The following is a 19,364-nucleotide window of genomic DNA, read 5'->3' as shown; positions in this document are numbered from 1 at the left end:
GTCCCCACGGGCACCAATGGACGCACCAATGGGCACACCCACGGGCGCACCAATGGGCAAACCCCCAGGCGCACCAATAAGCGTACCAGGAACTGCGCCAGTAACTTCGCCAATCGCCGCCGCAATAACACAGCAACAACACAGCAATCAAGCAGCACTAACGCAGCAATAACGCAGCAATAACGCAGCACTAACGCAGCAATAACGCAGCAATAACGCAGCAATAAGCGCGGTTACGGGCGCCGCGATGAGCGCAGTAATGGCGCGGCAGCACGTCGTTGTTTCCGTCGTCCCGTTGCGCGCAACGTGTGCGGTACGGCCGTGCGCGGGGCGCATCAGGCCGGTCCGGCGTCGTGTGCACCGGCCGTACTTCGTCGCGGGTCCATCCATGTCGATCGCCATTTCCGCCGTCATTCGTCCGTCGCCCGCGCTGCGCATCGCGCAGGCGGCCCTGTGCCTCGTCGTGTTCGCCTGCGCGGCGTGGCACGGGCCTGGTGTTGCTGGCGCGCTGCTGTTCCTCGCCGGCCTGGCCGGAGCGCTTCCCCTGCGTGGCCCTGTCAAGTTCGCGCGCCTTGATATTTCGGCTGTCGGGCTCATCCGCCTGACGGTATACCACCAGAGGCGTGCACCGTGCGTCGAAGCGGGGCAGGGCGCGCGGCTCCTGCCGGGGTCCACGCTGTGGCCCGGCCTGTTGATGCTGCGCCTGAAAGACGATGCCGGCCGGATGCATTGGCTGGCCGTGCTGCCCGACAGTACCGCGCCCGACGTACGGCGGCGCCTCGCGCTGGCGGCGCGGGCGATCGCCGCCGGCGCGGGCGATGTGAAAAAAAATTCCGCTAACCCCTGAACCAATTACAGCGCCAGCTCTCTATAGCGATATGAGCGTCGGCGCTGCAAGTCACCGAGGGCACAAGGTGTGACGACAGACCGTGAGAGCGATCAGCTGCTGGTCGAGCGAGTCCAGGCAGGTGAGCGGCAGGCATTCGACTTGCTCGTGTCGAAGTATCAGCGCAGGCTGATGCGGCTGGTATCGCGCATCGTGCATGACCCTGCCGAGGCGGAAGACGTCGTGCAGGAAAGCTTCATCAAGGCTTTCCGTGCCCTGCGCCACTTCCGCGGCGATTCCGCCTTCTACACGTGGCTGTACCGGATCGGCATCAACACCGCCAAGAATTACCTGGCCACCGCCGGCCGCCGCGCGAGCACCGGCACCGAAGCCGATGCCGACAACGGCGAGGCGACGGGCGAGGGGGAAGGTCTGCGCGACATCAACACGCCCGAGTCCATGCTGGCGACCAAGCAGATAGCGGAAACGGTCAATGCCGCGATGGATGCGCTACCCCTCGACCTGCGCACGGCGATCCTGCTGCGCGAGATCGAGGGCATGAGTTATGAAGAGATATCGGAAATCATGTCGTGCCCGATCGGAACGGTGCGCAGCCGTATTTTCCGGGCGCGCGAGGTGATCGCCGACAAACTGCGTCCGTTATTGGATATGCCGGTTGACAAACGCTGGTAGGGCTTCGAAACTGCCGGTTCAGGCCGTGTAACGATTGGCGATCGGTCCTTGTCGTGGTTCAATTTTGTCGTTGTTCAATTCTCCGTCAACTGGGACATGTCATGGAAACCCCGACCCGCCTGCAGGAAAACATCTCGGCGATGGTGGACAACGAATTGCCGGAGTCCGAAGTCGAACTCACGCTGGCTGCGCTGTCCGAACCCGAAGGGTTGGCGGCCTGGCGCATCTATCACATCGTGGGCGACGCATTGCGGGTCCACCAGCCGGAAGTGGAGCTGTCCGCCGGTTTTGCCGCGCGCCTTGCCGAACGCCTCGCTGCCGAGGAACTCCCCGGCAGCCCGGGTGCCGACGCGGCACAGCAGGGTTCCGCCACCGCCACCGTTTCCTGACGCTTCCCCCCAGCCACCGGATGCCCGCCACGGGCACTGGCGTCACGTCTCGTAACATCCGGTACCGCGCCGTTACACTCCACGGCGCGAGCGCTACAAATCTCCCCTTGAAATTTGTTATTGTTTGCAACATCTTGTGCGTGCTGCAACTTCAGCTTTTCGCTTACCATACGGCGAAGCCACCGGCTTGTTGCGCCCTGACCCATACCGATAACAGACATTCCTATGACAACCAATATCTCTGCTGGTAATAAAACCCTGTCGGCGCTGCTGGTCAGCGCGGGTATCCTGTTCGCGCCTGCCACGCTGGGCCTCGCTCCCGTGCACGCCGCGCCGGCCACCGCGGCCGTCGCCGGCCTGCCGGATTTCGCCGACATGGTGGACAAGGTCGGTCCCGCCGTCGTGAACATCCGCACCACCGAGCGCCTGAGGATGCGTGAATCCGGCTCGCCGGACGAGGAAGAGATGCAGGAATTCTTCCGCCGCTTCTTCGGCGGGCAGATGCCGACCCCGCGCCAGCAGCCGCGCCGGCAACAGCAGGCGCCGCAGGAGCGCGAGGTGCAGCGCGGCGTCGGTTCCGGCTTCATCATTTCCGCCGACGGCTACGTGCTGACCAATGCGCACGTGGTGGCCGGCGCCGACGAGGTGTACGTCACGCTGACCGACAAGCGCGAATTCAAGGCCAAGGTACTGGGTTCGGACACCCGCACCGACGTGGCCGTGCTGAAGGTCGAAGGGGCCAACCTGCCCGTGTTGAAGATGGGCGACTCCAACAAGATCCGCGTCGGCGAATGGGTCGTCGCGATCGGCTCGCCGTTCAACCTGGAAAACTCGGTCACCGCCGGCATCATCTCGGCCAAGTCGCGCGACACGGGCGAATACCTGCCGTTGATCCAGAGCGACGTGGCGGTCAACCCCGGCAACTCGGGCGGCCCGCTGATCAATATGCGCGGCGAGGTCATCGGCATCAACTCGCAGATCGCCACCTTGAGCGGCGCGTATAACGGCATTTCGTTCGCCGTGCCGATCGACGAGGCGATGCGCGTGGCCGACCAGCTGAAAGCCACCGGCAAGGTGACCCGCGGCCGCATCGGCGTGCAGATCGGCCCGGTTACCCGCGACGTGGCCGAGTCGCTGGGCCTGAAGGACGCCCGCGGCGCCGAAGTATCGATGGTGGAAGAAGGCGGCCCGGCCGCCAAGGCCGGCCTGCGCGCCGGCGACATCGTCATCAAGTTCAACGGCACCGACATCACGGGCTCGAACGACCTGCCGCGCCTGGTCGGCAATACCAAGCCGAACACCCGCGCCACCATCACCGTCTGGCGCCAGGGCAAGGCTGTCGACCTGCCGGTCACCGTGGCCGAACTGGAATCCGACCAGCCCGCGCGCGGCGCACGCGGCGATCGCAACAAGCCCAACACCGAGGGCGCCAGCAACGCGCTGGGGCTGAAGGTGTCCGACCTCTCGGCGGCCGAGAAGAAGGAGCTGGGCGTGCCGGGCGGCGTCAAGGTGGATGCGGCCGAAGGCGTGGCCGGCAGCGCCGGCATCCGGCCGGACGATGTGCTGCTGCAGCTGAACAATACGCTGATCACCGATGCCAAGCAGTTCGCCGCGCTGGTGTCGAAGCTCGATCCGAAGCGCAATGCCGTGGTGCTGGTGCGCCGCGGCGACGTGGCGCGCTTCCTGACGCTGCGTCCGGCGCCGGCCGGCAAGTGATCGTCGGGGCGGCTTCGGCCGCCCCGCCTTGCGATGCGCTTCATCCTGTATTCCCGCAGCTACTGCCACCTGTGCCAGGACATGCTCGACGCCTTGCTGGCCTTGCGCACGCCGGAGCGGCCGTTCACCGTCGATGTGATCGACGTGGACGCCGATCCTGCGCTGGTGGCCCGCTACGACGAGCTCGTGCCAGTGCTCTGCCTCGGCGAGGAACAGCTGTGCCATTACTTCCTCGACGCGCCAAAGGTCATGGCTGCGCTCGGTGATAACAGCCGATAACGATCTTTTAAGCCTCCCGCCTCGCCCGGTACGTCAGAATTCGGGCTTTCCACTCTGAAATCCGGTAAAATGCGAGGGGTTTTTCCTTGCACGTTTTCTCGAAAGGCGCTCGGCAGGGCTTTCCCGCCCCGAGCGCTTTTTGCATTGGCTCGCATTGACCGAGTGTTTTGCTGCCTCCACGCCGTTTTTATCGCTGTTTTACGCCGTTTTACTAAATGAACAACATTCGCAATTTTTCCATCATCGCCCATATCGACCATGGCAAATCCACGCTGGCGGACCGCATCATCCAGTTGTGCGGCGGCCTGTCGGACCGCGAGATGGAAGCCCAGGTGCTCGATTCGATGGACCTCGAGCGCGAACGCGGCATCACCATCAAGGCCCAGACGGCGGCGCTGAAATACAAGGCGCGCAATGGCGAAATCTACAACCTGAACCTGATCGACACACCGGGCCACGTCGACTTCTCGTATGAAGTGTCGCGCTCGCTGTCGGCCTGCGAAGGCGCGCTGCTGGTCGTCGACGCCTCGCAGGGCGTCGAGGCGCAGACGGTGGCCAACTGCTACACGGCGCTCGACCTGGGTGTGGAAGTGGTGCCCGTGCTGAACAAGATCGACCTGCCGAACGCCGATCCGCCGTCGGCAATTGCCGAGATCGAGGACGTGATCGGCATCGAAGCCGGCGACGCCGTGCAGTGCTCCGCCAAGACGGGCCTGGGCGTCGAGGACGTGCTCGAATCGATCATCGCCAAGGTGCCGCCGCCGAAGGGCGACCCGACCGCGCCGCTGCAGGCGCTGATCATCGACTCGTGGTATGACGCCTACGTGGGCGTGGTGATGCTGGTGCGCGTCGTCAACGGTACCCTGCGTCCGAAGGAAAAGATCCGCCTGATGGCCACCGATTCCGTGCAGCTGGTCGAAGACCTCGGCATCTTCTCGCCGCGCTCGATCTCGCTGCCCGAGCTGTCGGCGGGCCAGGTGGGCTTCGTGATCGCCGGCATCAAGGAATTGAAGGTGGCCCGCGTGGGCGACACGATCACCACGGCGGTCAAGCCGGCCGAAGCGCCGCTGCCCGGCTTCAAGGAAGTGCAGCCGCAAGTGTTCGCCGGCCTGTTCCCCGTGGAAGCGAACCAGTACGACGCGCTGCGCGACTCGCTGGAAAAGCTGAAGCTGAACGATGCCGCGCTGATGTACGAACCGGAAGTGTCGCAGGCGCTGGGCTTCGGCTTCCGCTGCGGTTTCCTGGGTCTTCTGCACATGGAAATCGTGCAGGAACGCCTGGAGCGCGAGTTCGACATGGACCTGATCACCACGGCACCGACCGTGGTGTATGAAGTCGAACAGCGCGACGGCACCACGATCAACGTGGATAACCCGTCGCGCATGCCCGACCCGTCGCACATCAACGAAGTGCGCGAGCCCATCGTCACCGTCAACCTGTACATGCCGCAGGAGTATGTCGGTTCCGTGATCACGCTGTGCATCGCCAAGCGCGGTATCCAGATGGACATGGCTTACCACGGCCGCCAGGTGAAGCTCGTGTACGAGATGCCGATGGCCGAGATCGTGCTGGACTTCTTCGACAAGCTCAAATCCACCTCGCGCGGCTATGCGTCGATGGATTACGAGTTCAAGGAATACCGTGCCGCCGACGTGGTGAAGGTCGACATGCTGATCAACAGCGAGAAGGTCGACGCGCTGGCCATCATCGTGCACCGCGCCAATGCGCCGTACCGCGGCCGCCAGGTGGCGGCGAAGATGCGCGAACTGATCCCACGGCAGATGTTCGACGTGGCGATCCAGGCTGCGATCGGCTCCAACATCATCTCGCGTGAAAACGTCAAGGCGCTGCGCAAGAACGTGCTGGCCAAGTGCTACGGCGGCGATATTTCGCGGAAGAAGAAGCTGCTCGAGAAGCAGAAGGCCGGCAAGAAGCGCATGAAGCAGGTCGGTTCCGTCGAGATCCCGCAAGAAGCATTCCTGGCAATCCTCCAAGTGGAAGAAAAATGACAATGCAGAGCATCCTGGGCAATTTTGCGCTCATCCTGTTCGTCCTGATGGTGGTAACCGGGGTCATCTGGGTCCTGGACGTGTTTTACCTCGCGAAGCAGCGCCGCGCCGCCGCCGACAAGGCGCTGGCCGAGTACGACGCGCGCACGGCCAAGCTGACCGCCGACGGCATCAAGGTCGACAGCAATGCGCAAAGCCGCGCCCAGATCGAGCAGGCACACCTGAAGCAGCCCACGTGGATCGAATACTCGGGCAGCTTCTTCCCCGTGATCGCGCTGGTGTTCTTCCTGCGCTCGTTCCTGTTCGAGCCGTTCAAGATCCCGTCGTCGTCGATGGTGCCGACCCTGCTCGTGGGTGACCTGATCCTGGTGAACAAATTCACCTACGGCATCCGCCTGCCGATCATCAACCAGAAGATCATCCCCATCAACGATCCGCAGCGCGGCGACGTGATGGTGTTCAAGTATCCGAAGGACATGAGCCAGGATTACATCAAGCGCATCGTCGGTGTGCCGGGTGATAAGATCACTTATGAAAACAAGCGTCTCACCGTGAACGGCAAGCCCATCAGCTATGCGCCGATGGAGGATTACCTGGAAGATGAAACGCTCAATTACAAGAAGCAATTCAAGGAAAACCTGTCCGGCGTCGAGCACCGCATCCTGAACGACGACCGGTCGTCGACGTACAACGAGTCGGACGTGGGCGACTTCCCGAACAAGGAAGCCTGCACCTACACGTACGATGGTTTCACGTGCACGGTGCCGGCCGGTAACTACTTCATGATGGGTGACAACCGCGACAACAGTGCGGACAGCCGCTACTGGGGCTTCGTGCCGGACAAGAACATCGTCGGCAAGGCGGTGGCGGTATGGATGAACCTGTCCAATCCGCGCCGGATCGGCGCGATCCACTAAGGGAGCGCGGGCATGCGTGGTCGTGACAGGCAGGAAGGCATCTCGCTCACGGGCCTGATCGTGCTGCTGGCGCTGGTCGGCATGATCGCCGTGCTGGCGATGCGGATCCTGCCCACGTACACCGAATACCGCTCCATCAACGCGGCGATCGCCAAGGCCAGAACGGCCGGCGATACGCCGCAGGAAATCCGTGCCGCGTTCGACCGCAGCGCCGAGGTAAACTACATCAGCTCGATCAGCGGCCGCGACCTGACGATCGAGCGCGTCGATGGCGATATCGAAGTATCTTTTGCCTACGACAAGAAAATCCACCTGGCCGGGCCGGCCAGCGTGCTGCTCGAGTACAGCGGATCGACCGCCAAGGGCGGCGGCGTCGCGCTGAAGGCCGAGTGACACGACAGACAGGACAGACAGGACGATGAATCTACAGTTATTGCAAACCAAGCTGGGCCACACGTTCGGGGACGCTGGATTGTTGCAGCAGGCCCTGACGCATCGCAGCCACAGCAGTTTGCATAACGAACGCCTGGAATTCCTGGGCGATTCGATCCTGAACTGCGTGGTCGCCTCCATTCTCTACGAGCGCTACCTGCAGATCGACGAGGGTGACCTGTCGCGCCTGCGCGCCAACCTCGTCAAGCAGCAGTCCCTGTACGAGATCGCGCAGAAGCTGGAGCTGTCGCAATTCCTGAGGCTGGGCGAAGGGGAGTTGAAATCCGGCGGCTTTCGCCGGCCGTCGATCCTCGCCGACACGCTCGAAGCGATCCTCGGCGCGATCTTCCTCGATGCGGGTTTCGACGCCGCCGCGCGCGTGATCCGGGCGTTCTACATTCCCATTCTCGACTCGGTCGACCCGCGCACCCTGGGCAAGGATGCCAAGACGCTGTTGCAGGAATTCCTGCAGAGCAAGAAGATTTCGCTGCCGCTGTATAACGTGGTGGCCACGCATGGCGCTGCGCACAGCCAGGAATTCGAGATCGAATGCCTGGTGCCGAAGCTGGGCATCCAGGTCTATGGCCGCGGCGGCAGCCGCCGTGCCGGCGAACAGGCGGCCGCCAAGCTGGCCCTGGAAGTGGCCGAAAAGGCCGTGCAGAAAGCACCGGCCGCCGCGCGCAAGAGCAAACCGCGCGCCGCCCAGCTGAAGCTGGCGGGCATCGCCACCGTCCAGGGCGACGAGCCGGCGGAAGAAAAGCTCGCCAACAAATAACCGAGAATCACTATGACTGACGCCACCACGCCCGCAGGTTTCCGCTGCGGTTATATCGCCATCGTCGGCCGCCCCAACGTGGGCAAGTCGACCCTGATGAACACGCTGATCGGCGCCAAGGTGAGCATCACCTCGCGCAAGGCGCAAACGACGCGCCACCGCATCACCGGCATCCAGACGCTGTCCGATGCCCAGTTCATCTATGTCGACACGCCGGGCTTCCAGACCCGCCATTCGAACGCCCTGAACAAGACGCTGAACAAGACAGTCACGGGCACGCTGGATTCTTCCGACGTGATCCTGTTCCTCGTCGAAGCCGGCACCTTCGGGCAGGCCGACCAGCAAGTCATCGACCTGCTGCCGAAGAACGTGCCGGTGGTCCTGGTGATCAACAAGTCCGACCGCGCCAAGGACAAGGCCGTGCTGCTGCCGTTCGCGCAGCAGGTGGCCTCGAAATACGACTTCGCCGCCGTGGTGCCCGTCTCGGCCAAGCTGCGCTTCCAGCTGGACGGCCTGCAAAACGAGATCAAGCGCCTGCTGCCGGAAAATCCGCCGATTTTCGGCGAAGACGACATCACCGACCGCAGCGAAAAATTCCTCGCCTCCGAAATCGTGCGCGAAAAGCTGTTCCGCTTCGTGGGCGACGAGCTGCCGTACACCAGCACGGTGCTGATCGAAAAGTTCGAGCAGGAGGGCAATCTGCGGCGCATCTTCGCCGCCATCCTCGTCGAGCGGGACGGCCACAAATCGATGATCATCGGTAACAAGGGCGTGCGGCTGAAGGAAGTCTCCACCCAGGCCCGCCTGGACATGGAAAAGCTGTTCGGCGGCCCGGTGTACCTGGAGATCTGGGTCAAGGTGAAATCCGGCTGGGCCGACAACGAAGCCGGCCTGCGCGCTTACGGTTACGAATGAACCATGGCTAAGCGCCACGCCTCGGCCGACGCTGCGCCCGCTGCGGACGCGGCTTCGGCCGCAGGCGGCCAGGATACCGCTACCGAGGAACTCGTGACTGCGCTGGAAGTGCGCGACCGCGCGGTTCCCTACATGCTCACGGCCCCTCCGGTACAGCCGCCGCAACCGGCTCGCAAGCGCAGCGCCCCGCGCACCGTGGGCACGCGCGTCACGGCGCAACCCGCCTTCGTCCTGCACAGCTATCCGTACAAGGAAACCAGCCTGATCGTGGAGCTGCTCACGCGCGACTTCGGCCGCGTGGCGCTGATCGCCAAGGGCGCCAAGCGCCCGCACTCGCAATTGCGCGGGGTGCTGCAGACCTTCCAGCCGCTCTCCGCCGGCTGGGCCGGCAAGAACGAATTGCGCACGCTCACCGATGCCGACTGGGTGGGCGGCTTGCTGCCGCTGGAAAAAACGGCGCTGCTGTGCGGCTTCTACCTGAACGAATTATTGGTCAAGCTGCTGGCGCGCGACGATGCGCACCCCAAGCTGTTCGACCATTACGTGGCCACCCTGAACCAGCTGGCGCACAATGAACCGCCGCCCATCGTCTTGCGGAAATTCGAAACGGCCCTACTTAAGGAGACCGGGGTGGCCGCCGACCTGGCGCGCTGTGCCGATACGCGCGCGAAGGTGAAGGCGGGCATCGCCTACGTGGTCGATCCCGAGCGGGGGCCGCGGCCGGCGCGCGACGACGACACCGCGCCGCGCGTGGCCGGCAAGACGCTGCTCGACATGGAGCGCGAGGATTACTCGGACCCGGCCACGCAGGCGCAGAGCAAGCAGCTGATGCGTTTCCTGCTGGCCTGGCACCTGAACGGGGCGCCGCTGAACACGCGCCAGATTTTGATCGACCTGATGCAACTTTAAGAACAAAGAGACCATGAGCTTCCTGCACCCCTCCGGCACGATGATCGACCTGGGCGTCAACATCGACCACGTGGCCACGCTGCGCAACGCGCGCGGCACCAAGTACCCCGACCCGATCCGCGCCGCGCTGCTGGCAGAGCAGGCCGGCGCCGACTGCATCACGCTGCACCTGCGCGAAGACCGCCGCCACATCAAGGACGAGGACGTGATCCGCATGGCGCCGCAACTGGTCACGCGCATGAACCTGGAAGCGGCGGTGACGCAGGAGATGATCGACTTCGCCTGCCGCATCAGGCCGGCGGACGTGTGCCTGGTGCCGGAGAAGCGCACCGAGATCACCACCGAGGGCGGGCTGGACGTGGTGCGCTTCCACAAGGAAGTCGCCGCGGCGGTGAAGCAGCTGCAGGGCGAGAATATCCGCGTGAGCCTGTTCATCGATGCCGACGAGGCACAGATCCAGGCCGCGGCCGACGTGGGCGCGCCCGTCATCGAACTGCACACGGGTGCCTATGCCGATGCGGAAGGCGAAGAGCAGCAAAAGGAACTCGAGCGGATCAAGGAAGGCGTGCGCTGGGGCGTGCAGCGCGGCCTGAAGGTCAATGCGGGCCACGGCCTGCATTACACGAACGTGCAGGCGATCGCCGCCATTCCGCAGATCGAGGAACTGAACATCGGCCACGCGATCGTGGCCCACTCGGTGTTCGTCGGCTGGGAAAACGCCGTGCGCGAGATGAAGGCCATCATGGTCTCCACCCGCCTGGGAGCACGATGATCCACGGGATCGGCACCGACATCTGCCGGGTACCGCGCATCGCCGAGGCGCTGGCGCGCCAGGGCGAGCGCTTTGCCTGGCGCGTGCTCGGTCCGGATGAGATGGAAGTGTTCCGCGAACGCAGCGCGCGCAATCCCGTGCGCGGCGTGCGCTACCTGGCCACGCGCTTCGCGGCCAAGGAAGCCTTCTCGAAGGCCCTCGGCCTCGGCCTGCGCCCGCCCATGACGTGGCCGGCCGCGCAGTTGCTGAACGATGCGCTGGGCAAGCCGTGCATCGTGTGCGGCGGCGATCTGAAACAATACATGGAGCACAACCGGCTGGCGGCCCAGGTGTCCGTCAGCGATGAAGAGGAATACGCGGTCGCGTTCGTGATCGTGGAGAAGCTTGATGAGTGAGATCACTGAAGTCTTGCCGACCCTGTCGGCGCGCGAGCAGGTGCTGGCCACCGTCGCCAAGCTGCCGAACCTGCCCGGCGTGTACCGCTACTTCGACGCCGAGGACCGCGTGCTGTACGTGGGCAAGGCGCGCGACCTGAAGAAGCGCGTCTCGAACTACTTCCAGAAGAACCTGTCCAGCCCGCGCATCGCCATGATGGTCGAGCGCATTGCCAGGCTGGAGACGACGGTCACGCGCAGCGAGGCCGAAGCGCTGATCCTCGAGAACAACCTGATCAAGACGCTGCAGCCGCGCTTTAACATCCTGTTCCGCGACGATAAATCGTACCCGTACCTGAAGCTGACGGGCGACGAGGTGCCGCGCATGGTGTACTACCGCGGCGCCGTGGACAAGAAGAACCAGTACTTCGGCCCGTTCCCTTCCGCGTGGGCGGTGAAGGAATCGATGCAGATCCTGCAGAGGGTGTTCATGCTGCGCACCTGCGAGGACAGCGTCTACCAGAACCGCACGCGCCCGTGCCTGCTGAACCAGATCGGCCGCTGCAGCGCGCCTTGCGTGGGCGCGATCAGCCCCGCGGATTACCGGGTCGACGTGAACAATGCCGCGCGCTTCCTGCGCGGGCGCACCACCGAGGTGATGGAGGAGCTGGAGCAGAAGATGCACGGCTATGCGGCCGACCTGAAGTTCGAGCAGGCCGCCGCGGTGCGCAACCAGATCCAGTCGCTGTCGAAGGTGCTGCACCAGCAGAGCATGGAAACGTCGGACTCCGACGTGGACATCATCGCCGTGGTGGTGCAGGGCGGGCGCGCCTGCGTCAACCTTGCGATGGTGCGCGGCGGGCGCCACCTGGGCGACCGCGCCTACTTCCCCACGCACGTGATGGATGCGGAAGCCGTGGCCGAACTGCCGATCGAGGTCGAAGTGCTGTCGGCCTTCCTCGTGCAGCACTACACGGAAAAGACGATCCCCGGCGTGCTGATCCTGAACATCGAGTTCGACCAGCCGGAACTGATCCTGGCCTTGCAGGAGCAGTGCGGCCACCGCATCAACCTGCTGTTCCAGCCGCAGGGTCAGCGCCGCCAGTGGCTCGAGCTGGCGCAGAAGGGTGCCGAGATCGCGCTGGCGCGGCTGCTGTCGGAGCAGGGCTCGCAGCAATCGCGCACCCGTGCGCTGGCGGACGTGCTGGGGCTCGAGAACGAGGACCTGGAAACGCTGCGCATCGAGTGCTTCGATATCAGCCACACGATGGGCGAAGCGACGCAGGCATCGTGCGTGGTGTTCCACCACCACCAGATGCAGAACGGCGAATACCGCCGCTACAACATCAACGACATCACGCCGGGCGACGATTACGCGGCCATGCGCCAGGTGCTGATGCGCCGCTACGAGAAGGTGGCCAATGGCGATGGCGTGATGCCCGACGTGGTGCTGATCGACGGCGGCAAGGGGCAGGTGGAAATGGCGCGCCAGGTGTTCGTGGAGCTGGGCCTGGACATCAGCCTGATCGTGGGCGTCGCGAAAGGCGAGGGCCGGCGCGTGGGCCTGGAGACGCTGGTGTTCGTCGACGGCCGCGCGCCGCAGGAACTGGGCAAGGAATCGGCGGCGCTGATGCTGGTGGCGATGATCCGCGACGAGGCGCACCGCTTCGCCATCACGGGCATGCGCGCCAAGCGTGCCAAGGCGCGCCAGACTTCCACGCTGGAGGAAATCGAGGGCATCGGCGCCAAGCGGCGCCAGCGCCTGCTGGCACGCTTCGGCGGCTTGCGCGGCGTGACCAATGCGAGCGTGGAGGATCTCATGTCCGTCGAGGGCATCTCCGCCAAGCTCGCCGAAGAAATCTACAGGCGTCTTCACTAGTCCCGCAGGCGCATCGATCAGGGCCCCAGGCGCAAATGCCGGGGACAGGAAGGAGAGTGGCCTTGCAAGGCCACTCCACTCCGCCGGCGAGGAGCTGTGCTCCTCGAAGATGTAGCCCTGCAGGGCTACATCGTTCCGCAGGCGCGGAGCATGCTCCGCGAAACCCCTGCTCCACCCCCGGCTTCGCCCCGTCGGGTCTGACCCAGGGTTCGCGCCTGGGGTAAAGCCGGCCTTGTAGACCGGCTTGCCGGCATAGCCGTCCTACTGAACCGTGCTTGCTGGCATTACCCCGGTCGGCAGGGTAGACTAGCGGCGCGTTATTACAATTCCTACAGCCGCCGTCCTTTCCGCTTCTATGCCATTCAATGTCCCGATCCTGCTGACCTGGTTGCGCGTTGCGCTGATCCCCCTGGTCGTGGGCGTGTTCTACCTTCCTCCCACCTGGTTGCCCCTGCAGGACCGCAATCTCGCTGCCACCCTCGTATTCATCGTTGCCGCCGTCACGGACTGGTTCGACGGCTTCCTGGCCCGCCGCTGGAACCAGACCTCCGCCTTCGGCGCCTTCCTCGATCCGGTGGCGGACAAGCTGATGGTCGCAGGCGCCTTGCTGGTGCTGGTGCAGCTGGACCGCTGCAACGCCATCCTCGCTTTCATCATCATTGGCCGCGAGATCACGATCTCCGCGCTGCGCGAATGGATGGCGCAGATCGGCGCCTCGAAATCGGTGGCCGTGAACTCGATCGGCAAGATCAAGACGGTAGCCCAGATGACGGCCATTCCCGCGCTGCTGTACTACGACGTGCTGTTCGGCGCGCTCGATTCCCGCTTCTGGGGCGAGAAGCTGCTGTGGCTGGCCAGCGTGCTCACCGTCTGGTCGATGTTCTACTACCTGAAGAAGGCCTGGCCGCTGATCAAGGAACGTTCGGGCAATTTGAACTAAACAGTATTTTGGTTTCTCCCTTGACAGCGAAATTCCATGCTCTATAATGCTGGCCTGTTGTTGATGACGACGCAGCAGTAAAGCAAAGCGGGAGTAGCTCAGTTGGTAGAGCGCAACCTTGCCAAGGTTGAGGTCGAGAGTTCGAGACTCTTCTCCCGCTCCAGAAAACGCTGTGGATGTGTCAACAATTCGCTGGGCATCCGAAGATGTTTCTGCGATAATGTAGTGCTTGGATTCGTGCAGTGCTGTCGTGCTTGCGGTTCCTGAAATGCGGGAGTAGCTCAGTTGGTAGAGCGCAACCTTGCCAAGGTTGAGGTCGAGAGTTCGAGACTCTTCTCCCGCTCCAGTCGAAAGACCGGGGCAGCAACGAAGTGTGAACCTAAGTTTGAAACAAAGATGTAACTCCATGCGGGAGTAGCTCAGTTGGTAGAGCGCAACCTTGCCAAGGTTGAGGTCGAGAGTTCGAGACTCTTCTCCCGCTCCAGATTCCTGGATTTCAGTGCATAACCCGCTGAGGTCTTTGTAGTAAATGTTTCCTCTGGCGAGGTAGCAAAGCGGTTATGCAGCGGCCTGCAAAGCCGTCTAGACGGGTTCGACTCCCGTCCTCGCCTCCAAGTTTTGGCAGTAAGTCATCGTGGTAATCCACTCCCAAGCGGGAGTAGCTCAGTTGGTAGAGCGCAACCTTGCCAAGGTTGAGGTCGAGAGTTCGAGACTCTTCTCCCGCTCCAGATTCAAGCAGAAGGGCAGCCCGAGTGGCTGCCCTTTCTGTTTTCTACCGCCGCACGCTTCGGCTCCGCCCCGGGCCGGGGCAATCGTCCCCGTTATACTTTGGCCGTCGGTCCTGTCAACGAGGAGGAGCACGATGACCATCACCATCACCGCCTTTGAACATTCGCCCGACGGTGGCAAGGGCCTGGCCCGCGATACGCGCGTGCGCTGGGCGCTGGAGGAAACCGGCCAGGCCTACAAGGTACGCCTGGTGACGTTCCCGGCAATGAAGCAGCCTGCCCACCTGGCGCTGCATCCCTTCGGCCAGATCCCCACCTATGAGGAAGGCAACCTCGCCCTGTTCGAGACCGGGGCGATCGTCCTGCACATCGCCGAGCGCCACGCCGGCCTGCTGCCGCACCATGCCAACGCGAAGGCGAGGGCGATCGCGTGGATGTTCGCCGCGCTGAACACGGTGGAGCCGCCGATCCTGGAACTGTCCACGGTCATGCTGGCCGAACGCGACAAGCCCTGGTACGAGGAGCGGCTGCCCCTGGTCCAAGAGCGCGTGCGCGACCGCCTGCACCTGCTGTCGGCCCGCCTCGGCGATGCGGAATGGCTCGAGGGCCCGTTCAGCGCGGGCGACCTGATGATGGTGTCCGTGCTGCTCAGGTCCCGTTCGTCCGGCCTCCTCGATGAATTTCCGAACCTGGCCGCCTATGTGGCGCGCGGCGAGGCGCGGCCGGCCTACAAGCGGGCGTTTGCCGCGCAACTGGCGGTCAATGCGCCGGCCGCCAGCGCGGGCTGACGGCGCGCCGCCCCGATAGCGTGCAGCCGGCGCATTGAAAGAACGACGTGCAACCGGCGCAGCAAAAGAACGACGCGCGGCCGGCGCTCAGGAAAACCGCGCTTCGCTGACGGCGATCGACACCACCAGCGGCTCCTTCTGGTGGCCAAGGTTCGCGTCGCGCACATAGATCAGGTGACGCGAGGGCAGCGCGATACCCTGCACGGTGGCGTAGTCGTGGAAGTAGTGCACGGCCGGGGTGCCGCCGTTGCTGTCCACGTCGTAGTCGTGGCGGCGCAGCTTGCCGTCCGGCGCCACGTAGAAGGTCTACACCGTGCTGTGCGTGGCCGGCGTGGCCGGGTAGCGCACGCGCAGCCGATGCCACGTCGCGCCGTTCTCGCGCCAGTTGTCGAGTTCCTCGAATTCGAAGCCGGGGTCCGCTCGACTGGCGGTTGGCCAGTTCGAAGGCGGTCATCACGGCCAGGTCGATCGTGGAAAAACCGGGAAAGACGAAGATGCCGATGGTACGATCCATATGGAACTAATGTCTTCCATTGTTAGTCAATTTCGCCGGCGCTGGCAATCGCCCCTCTGGTACCTGACTGATCCGCACGAACGCGCTTCACATGCAAGATCAACCTCCATGAATACACCGACCGCGCCGCAATCGGCTCAAGTGAAACCCTGTTGCGCCGCGTCGCGCGCTGGTCAGCCGGCACCGCGCCCGCCATCCGCGCTTTTGAAAGCGGATCATCCCGCACCGGCGTCGCGCGCCGCGATCGTGCTGCCCGCCGCCACCTTCCTGATGGGCACCGACTACGCCCGCGCCAATCACAGCGACGGTGAAGGACCGGTGCGCCCCGTTACGCTCGCGCCATTCGCCATCGATGCATATCCCGTCACGAATGCCGATTTCGAGGCATTCGTGCGCGCCACCGGCTACGTGACCGAAGCGGAGCGATACGGCACCTCGTTCGTCTTTCACGCGCAGGTGGACGAAGCGCGCTATGACGACGTGGTCGAGGACACGCTGACTGCGGCGCCCTGGTGGTGCCTGGTGCGTGGCGCATCGTGGCACGCGCCAGAAGGGCCAGGTTCAGGCATCGCCGGCCGGATGACGCACCCGGTGGTGCACGTGTCGTGGCACGACGCCATGGCTTACGCGGCATGGAGCGGGAGCACGCTGCCGACCGAGGCGCAGTGGGAATACGCGGCGCGGGGCGGCCTGGAACAGAAGCTGTACCCCTGGGGTGACGAACTCACGCCCGGCGGGCGCCACCTGTGCAATGTGTGGCAGGGCGACTTCCCCTGCGTGAACACGGCGGAAGACGGCTTCGCGGCCACCTGCCCGGTAGACGCCTTTCCGCCCAATGGTCATGGCCTGTATTCGGTCACCGGCAACACATGGGAATGGTGCGCCGATTTCTGGAGCACGGCTTTTACCGCCGAAGCGAGCCATGACCCGCAAGGCCCCACGGCCGGCACCGCGCGCGTGATGAAGGGCGGCTCCTTCCTGTGCCATGCCTCGTACTGCAACCGCTACCGGCCCGCCGCGCGCACCATGAACACGCCCGACAGCGCCGCCTCGAACATCGGCTTTCGCTGCGTACGCCCGGTTGCTTAACCCTTGGGCTTCGGGTCCGGGTATTCGGCCGAAGCGACGTGCTCGCGGGCCATGCCATCGGCCATGCGCGCCACGATGTCCGGGTGCTCGGCGGCCAGGTTCCGGCTTTCCTTCGGATCGCGCGACAGGTCGTACAATTCCAGCGGCCCGTCGCGCTTCATCCGCACCGCCTTCCACTTGCCCCAGCGGGCCGTCTGGCGGAATTCGGGCTCATAGTATTCCCAGTACAGGAAGCGGTCGGCCGCCTGGTGCGCCGGATCGGCGAGGAACGGCCGCAGGCTCACGCCGTCCGACTTCTCGGCCGGCGCACCGGCGAGGTCGAGCGCCGTGGGCAGGAAGTCAGGAAAGTACACGGGTACCTCGCTGACGGCACCGGCGCGCACCTTGCCCGGCCAGCGCACGATCCAGGGCGTGCGAATGCCGCCTTCGTACATATCGCGTTTGTAGCCCGTCAGCCCGCCGTTCGAGTCGAAGAAGTCGGCCATGCGCGTCTGCGCCGGCGAGGGTTCCGAGCGCGGGCCGTTGTCAGAAGCGAAGAAGACGACCGTGTCGCCGTCCAGCCCCGCGCTTTTCAGCTTGTCCAGCAACTGGCCGATGCCGCGATCGAGGTAATGGATCATGGCCGCATAGGTCTTCTCATCGTGCGACCAGCCTTCGCAGTCCGCGTACGGCCCGAAGTCGGGTGCCGTGTAGGGCGAGTGGGGGCTGTTGTAGGCCGCGTACAGGAAGAATGGCTCGGCCTTGTGCCGCTCAATGAAGTCGATGGAATCGAGCGTGATCATGTCCGTGTCGTAGCGCCCGTGCCTGCCCCCCGCGTTCTCGGGAATGTCGACGAGCTGCCCGTTGTGCACGCGTTGCCTGGGCCAATAGCCGTGGGTGCTCTCGAGCGGTGTGAGCCAGCCCCTGAATTCCTCGAAGCCGAACTGGATGGGCGTGGCCTTCGCCTCGAAGCCGTCGAGGTGCCACTTGCCCATCAGCCCCGTGCGGTAGCCGGCCGCGTGCAGGTACTGGGCCACGGTGCGGTCGACCGGCAGCAGGTTGGGGCGCCGCCACAGCTGCTTGCTGTTGCCCTTGGTGCCCAGCTTGCCGCCGGCCAGCGCCGTGTTGTCGCGGATGCGGCAATGGCCGGTGTGCTGGCCCGTCATCAGTGCACAGCGCGAGGGACCGCACACGGGCGCGCCCGCGTAGGCCTGGGTGAAACGCATGCCTTCCCTGGCCAGCCGGTCGATGTTCGGCGTGGCGATGCGCCGCTGCCCGTACACGGCCGTGTCGCCATAGCCCATGTCGTCGGCCAGGATGAAGACGATGTTGGGGCGCCGGGTGCCGTCCGCCGGGGTGGCGAAGGCCGGCGCCGTGGCGAGGGCCGCAATGGCACCGAGGAACTCTCTGCGGATCATTCGGGCTTCCTTATTGGAGCGCATGACGGCGTCTGCGACGCCCTGCGCTCCGAGCTTAGCATCGCAGCGGGCGGCGGCGTGCTCAAATCGTTGAGTGTTCCCCTATCCGGCGAGCGCAGCGCCACTACCGCGCGTTGGGGAATGGCGCGCATGGCTCAGTGCCCGACGGGGATCGGGTTTTCCTTCAGCGACTGGTTGAAGGCGTTCACGAAGGCGTGTTCGCCCGAGCCGGGGTTGTCGCGCAGCGCCTGGATGCCTTCCACATACACTTCATCCTTGCCCTCGGCCAGGCCGGCCATGGTGGCGGCAACGAAATCCGGCAGCGGCATGGCGCGCGCGTCGCCGCTCTTGTAGACCAGGTCCGTATCGACCCACGGCGGCGAGATCTCGACCACGCGCACGCCGCTCCCCTCCAGCATGAAGCGCTGCGACAGCGCATACGAGTGGATGGCCGCCTTGGTCGCCGAGTACACGGCCGTGCTGGCCAGCGGCACGAAGGCCAGCACCGAGGAGTTGTGGATCACCACTGCGTCCTTTTGCGCTTTGAGATGCGGCAACAGCGCGGACGTCATGCGCACGGGGCCGAGCAGGTTCGTGGCCACGGTAGCGACGGCGGTCTCATCGTCGATCTCGCCCGCCGCGTCGTCGAAGGGCATGATGCCGGCATTGTTGAACAACACGTTCAGCGTGGGCAAATCGCGCACCAGCTGCGCGGCCACGGCCTTGATCTGTTGCGGGTCCTGGATATCGAGTTCGACGGCCCGCATGCCGGGATTGGCCTTCGTCACATCATCGAGCAGGGCCTTGCGGCGGCCACTGATGATGACCTGGTTGCCCTGGCGGTGGAAGGCTTCGGCGATGCCGCGGCCGATGCCCGAGGTGCCGCCGGTAATGAAGATCGTATTGCCGCTGGTTTTCATGATGAATTCCTTTCGGTTCAGTGGATTGGATGAGTGCCATTGTGGGCCGTGGGGAACGCTCGCTTGGGACGCCGTTAACGCAATTCGGGACATCATGGGCCTG

At 64.4% G+C, this 19,364-nt stretch carries 20 protein-coding genes and 5 tRNA genes; 22 read left to right on the top strand and 3 right to left on the bottom strand.

Going from position 1 to position 19,364, the window contains the following annotated elements; translation table 11 throughout:
• The first annotated feature begins 388 nt into the window (after positions 1-388).
• The 21 genes from V6Z91_RS28725 to V6Z91_RS28625 all read left to right on the top strand — a co-directional run bounded on the left by V6Z91_RS28725 (position 389) and on the right by V6Z91_RS28625 (position 15,341).
• The gene (locus tag V6Z91_RS28725; RefSeq protein ID WP_338764385.1) at positions 389-847 is read left to right on the top strand and encodes a hypothetical protein; all 459 of its coding nucleotides are present in this window, start codon (positions 389-391) and stop codon (positions 845-847) included.
• A gap of 69 nt (positions 848-916) precedes the next feature.
• Positions 917-1,519, top strand: a complete 603-nt coding sequence (gene rpoE, locus V6Z91_RS28720) for an RNA polymerase sigma factor RpoE (protein ID WP_338764383.1) — start codon at positions 917-919, stop codon at positions 1,517-1,519.
• A 101-nt stretch (positions 1,520-1,620) separates the two neighbouring features.
• On the top strand, positions 1,621-1,908 hold the full coding sequence (locus V6Z91_RS28715; RefSeq protein WP_338764381.1) for a sigma-E factor negative regulatory protein: 288 nt from the start codon (positions 1,621-1,623) through the stop codon (positions 1,906-1,908).
• Between the two features lie 225 nt (positions 1,909-2,133).
• Positions 2,134-3,624 carry a DegQ family serine endoprotease gene (locus V6Z91_RS28710; protein ID WP_338764379.1) on the top strand — a complete coding sequence of 497 codons (1,491 nt, stop codon included), beginning with the start codon at positions 2,134-2,136 and terminating at the stop codon, positions 3,622-3,624.
• A 33-nt stretch (positions 3,625-3,657) separates the two neighbouring features.
• Positions 3,658-3,903, top strand: coding sequence for a glutaredoxin family protein (locus V6Z91_RS28705; protein ID WP_338764377.1), 246 nt, complete (start codon positions 3,658-3,660; stop codon positions 3,901-3,903).
• A gap of 215 nt (positions 3,904-4,118) precedes the next feature.
• Positions 4,119-5,912: a translation elongation factor 4 gene (lepA, locus tag V6Z91_RS28700; RefSeq protein WP_338764375.1), complete on the top strand. Its 1,794-nt coding sequence runs from the start codon at positions 4,119-4,121 to the stop codon at positions 5,910-5,912.
• Complete coding sequence (gene lepB, locus V6Z91_RS28695) at positions 5,909-6,829, top strand: signal peptidase I (RefSeq protein WP_338764373.1); 921 nt, start codon at positions 5,909-5,911, stop codon at positions 6,827-6,829. Before lepA ends, lepB begins: the two co-directional genes overlap by 4 nt.
• A gap of 12 nt (positions 6,830-6,841) precedes the next feature.
• Entirely contained in the window at positions 6,842-7,222 is a 381-nt protein-coding gene (locus V6Z91_RS28690; protein ID WP_338764371.1) for a DUF4845 domain-containing protein, read from the top strand.
• A gap of 25 nt (positions 7,223-7,247) precedes the next feature.
• A complete protein-coding gene (gene rnc, locus V6Z91_RS28685; protein WP_338764369.1) occupies positions 7,248-8,036 on the top strand; it encodes a ribonuclease III in 789 nt (262 codons plus the stop codon).
• A gap of 12 nt (positions 8,037-8,048) precedes the next feature.
• Positions 8,049-8,951, top strand: coding sequence for a GTPase Era (era, locus tag V6Z91_RS28680; protein WP_338764367.1), 903 nt, complete (start codon positions 8,049-8,051; stop codon positions 8,949-8,951).
• 132 nt (positions 8,952-9,083) lie between these two features.
• A complete protein-coding gene (gene recO, locus V6Z91_RS28675) occupies positions 9,084-9,860 on the top strand; it encodes a DNA repair protein RecO (protein ID WP_338772095.1) in 777 nt (258 codons plus the stop codon).
• A gap of 13 nt (positions 9,861-9,873) precedes the next feature.
• A complete protein-coding gene (gene pdxJ / locus V6Z91_RS28670; protein WP_338764365.1) occupies positions 9,874-10,632 on the top strand; it encodes a pyridoxine 5'-phosphate synthase in 759 nt (252 codons plus the stop codon).
• On the top strand, positions 10,629-11,027 hold the full coding sequence (gene acpS, locus V6Z91_RS28665) for a holo-ACP synthase (protein WP_338764363.1): 399 nt from the start codon (positions 10,629-10,631) through the stop codon (positions 11,025-11,027). The genes pdxJ and acpS overlap by 4 nt, the downstream gene beginning before the upstream one ends.
• Positions 11,020-12,885, top strand: a complete 1,866-nt coding sequence (gene uvrC / locus V6Z91_RS28660) for an excinuclease ABC subunit UvrC (protein ID WP_338764361.1) — start codon at positions 11,020-11,022, stop codon at positions 12,883-12,885. Before acpS ends, uvrC begins: the two co-directional genes overlap by 8 nt.
• Positions 12,886-13,240: 355 nt before the next feature.
• Complete coding sequence (gene pgsA, locus V6Z91_RS28655) at positions 13,241-13,825, top strand: CDP-diacylglycerol--glycerol-3-phosphate 3-phosphatidyltransferase (protein ID WP_338764359.1); 585 nt, start codon at positions 13,241-13,243, stop codon at positions 13,823-13,825.
• Between the two features lie 87 nt (positions 13,826-13,912).
• A tRNA-Gly gene (locus V6Z91_RS28650) sits at positions 13,913-13,988 on the top strand.
• A gap of 107 nt (positions 13,989-14,095) precedes the next feature.
• Positions 14,096-14,171, top strand: a tRNA-Gly gene (locus V6Z91_RS28645).
• 62 nt (positions 14,172-14,233) lie between these two features.
• Positions 14,234-14,309 (top strand) — tRNA-Gly (locus V6Z91_RS28640).
• Positions 14,310-14,365: 56 nt separating this feature from the next.
• Positions 14,366-14,439: transfer RNA gene (locus tag V6Z91_RS28635), tRNA-Cys, on the top strand.
• Positions 14,440-14,477: 38 nt separating this feature from the next.
• Positions 14,478-14,553, top strand: a tRNA-Gly gene (locus tag V6Z91_RS28630).
• A gap of 134 nt (positions 14,554-14,687) precedes the next feature.
• A complete protein-coding gene (locus V6Z91_RS28625) occupies positions 14,688-15,341 on the top strand; it encodes a glutathione S-transferase family protein (protein WP_338764357.1) in 654 nt (217 codons plus the stop codon).
• 87 nt (positions 15,342-15,428) lie between these two features.
• On the opposite strand, the gene V6Z91_RS28620 is transcribed toward V6Z91_RS28625, so the two are convergent.
• On the bottom strand, positions 15,429-15,638 hold the full coding sequence (locus tag V6Z91_RS28620; protein WP_338764355.1) for a hypothetical protein: 210 nt from the start codon (positions 15,636-15,638) through the stop codon (positions 15,429-15,431).
• Between the two features lie 421 nt (positions 15,639-16,059).
• Here V6Z91_RS28620 and V6Z91_RS28615 point away from each other — a divergent pair, with 421 nt between their 5' ends.
• A complete protein-coding gene (locus V6Z91_RS28615) occupies positions 16,060-16,944 on the top strand; it encodes a formylglycine-generating enzyme family protein (RefSeq protein WP_338764353.1) in 885 nt (294 codons plus the stop codon).
• Here the strand turns inward: V6Z91_RS28615 and V6Z91_RS28610 are convergent.
• Positions 16,941-18,341 (bottom strand): arylsulfatase, encoded by a 1,401-nt coding sequence (locus V6Z91_RS28610; RefSeq protein ID WP_338764351.1) that lies wholly within the window; start codon positions 18,339-18,341, stop codon positions 16,941-16,943. The two genes, V6Z91_RS28615 and V6Z91_RS28610, sit on opposite strands and share 4 nt — an antisense overlap.
• A 155-nt stretch (positions 18,342-18,496) precedes the next feature.
• Positions 18,497-19,261, bottom strand: a complete 765-nt coding sequence (locus V6Z91_RS28605) for an SDR family NAD(P)-dependent oxidoreductase (protein WP_338764350.1) — start codon at positions 19,259-19,261, stop codon at positions 18,497-18,499.
• Between the last annotated feature and the right edge of the window lie 103 nt (positions 19,262-19,364).

The organism is Massilia sp. METH4, assembly GCF_037094685.1.
In the GTDB taxonomy this organism is placed as follows: Bacteria; Pseudomonadota; Gammaproteobacteria; order Burkholderiales; family Burkholderiaceae_D; genus Rugamonas.
Note: the sequence above shows the minus strand (reverse complement) of the source record. Positions and strands in the feature narration are given on the sequence as shown.

What these genes read in the sequence shown, in the direction of transcription:
- V6Z91_RS28715 (WP_338764381.1), top strand. Translation starts at nt 1,621, where the DNA reads ATGGAAACCCCGACCCGCCTGCAGGAAAACATCTCGGCGATGGTGGAC.
- pdxJ (WP_338764365.1), top strand. Translation starts at nt 9,874, where the DNA reads ATGAGCTTCCTGCACCCCTCCGGCACGATGATCGACCTGGGCGTCAAC.
- lepB (WP_338764373.1), top strand. Translation starts at nt 5,909, where the DNA reads ATGACAATGCAGAGCATCCTGGGCAATTTTGCGCTCATCCTGTTCGTC.
- V6Z91_RS28605 (WP_338764350.1), bottom strand. Translation starts at nt 19,261, where the DNA reads ATGAAAACCAGCGGCAATACGATCTTCATTACCGGCGGCACCTCGGGC.
- pgsA (WP_338764359.1), top strand. Translation starts at nt 13,241, where the DNA reads ATGCCATTCAATGTCCCGATCCTGCTGACCTGGTTGCGCGTTGCGCTG.
- uvrC (WP_338764361.1), top strand. Translation starts at nt 11,020, where the DNA reads ATGAGTGAGATCACTGAAGTCTTGCCGACCCTGTCGGCGCGCGAGCAG.
- V6Z91_RS28705 (WP_338764377.1), top strand. Translation starts at nt 3,658, where the DNA reads ATGCGCTTCATCCTGTATTCCCGCAGCTACTGCCACCTGTGCCAGGAC.
- V6Z91_RS28625 (WP_338764357.1), top strand. Translation starts at nt 14,688, where the DNA reads ATGACCATCACCATCACCGCCTTTGAACATTCGCCCGACGGTGGCAAG.
- rnc (WP_338764369.1), top strand. Translation starts at nt 7,248, where the DNA reads ATGAATCTACAGTTATTGCAAACCAAGCTGGGCCACACGTTCGGGGAC.
- V6Z91_RS28690 (WP_338764371.1), top strand. Translation starts at nt 6,842, where the DNA reads ATGCGTGGTCGTGACAGGCAGGAAGGCATCTCGCTCACGGGCCTGATC.
- acpS (WP_338764363.1), top strand. Translation starts at nt 10,629, where the DNA reads ATGATCCACGGGATCGGCACCGACATCTGCCGGGTACCGCGCATCGCC.
- era (WP_338764367.1), top strand. Translation starts at nt 8,049, where the DNA reads ATGACTGACGCCACCACGCCCGCAGGTTTCCGCTGCGGTTATATCGCC.
- lepA (WP_338764375.1), top strand. Translation starts at nt 4,119, where the DNA reads ATGAACAACATTCGCAATTTTTCCATCATCGCCCATATCGACCATGGC.
- recO (WP_338772095.1), top strand. Translation starts at nt 9,084, where the DNA reads ATGCTCACGGCCCCTCCGGTACAGCCGCCGCAACCGGCTCGCAAGCGC.
- V6Z91_RS28725 (WP_338764385.1), top strand. Translation starts at nt 389, where the DNA reads ATGTCGATCGCCATTTCCGCCGTCATTCGTCCGTCGCCCGCGCTGCGC.
- V6Z91_RS28610 (WP_338764351.1), bottom strand. Translation starts at nt 18,341, where the DNA reads ATGATCCGCAGAGAGTTCCTCGGTGCCATTGCGGCCCTCGCCACGGCG.
- V6Z91_RS28710 (WP_338764379.1), top strand. Translation starts at nt 2,134, where the DNA reads ATGACAACCAATATCTCTGCTGGTAATAAAACCCTGTCGGCGCTGCTG.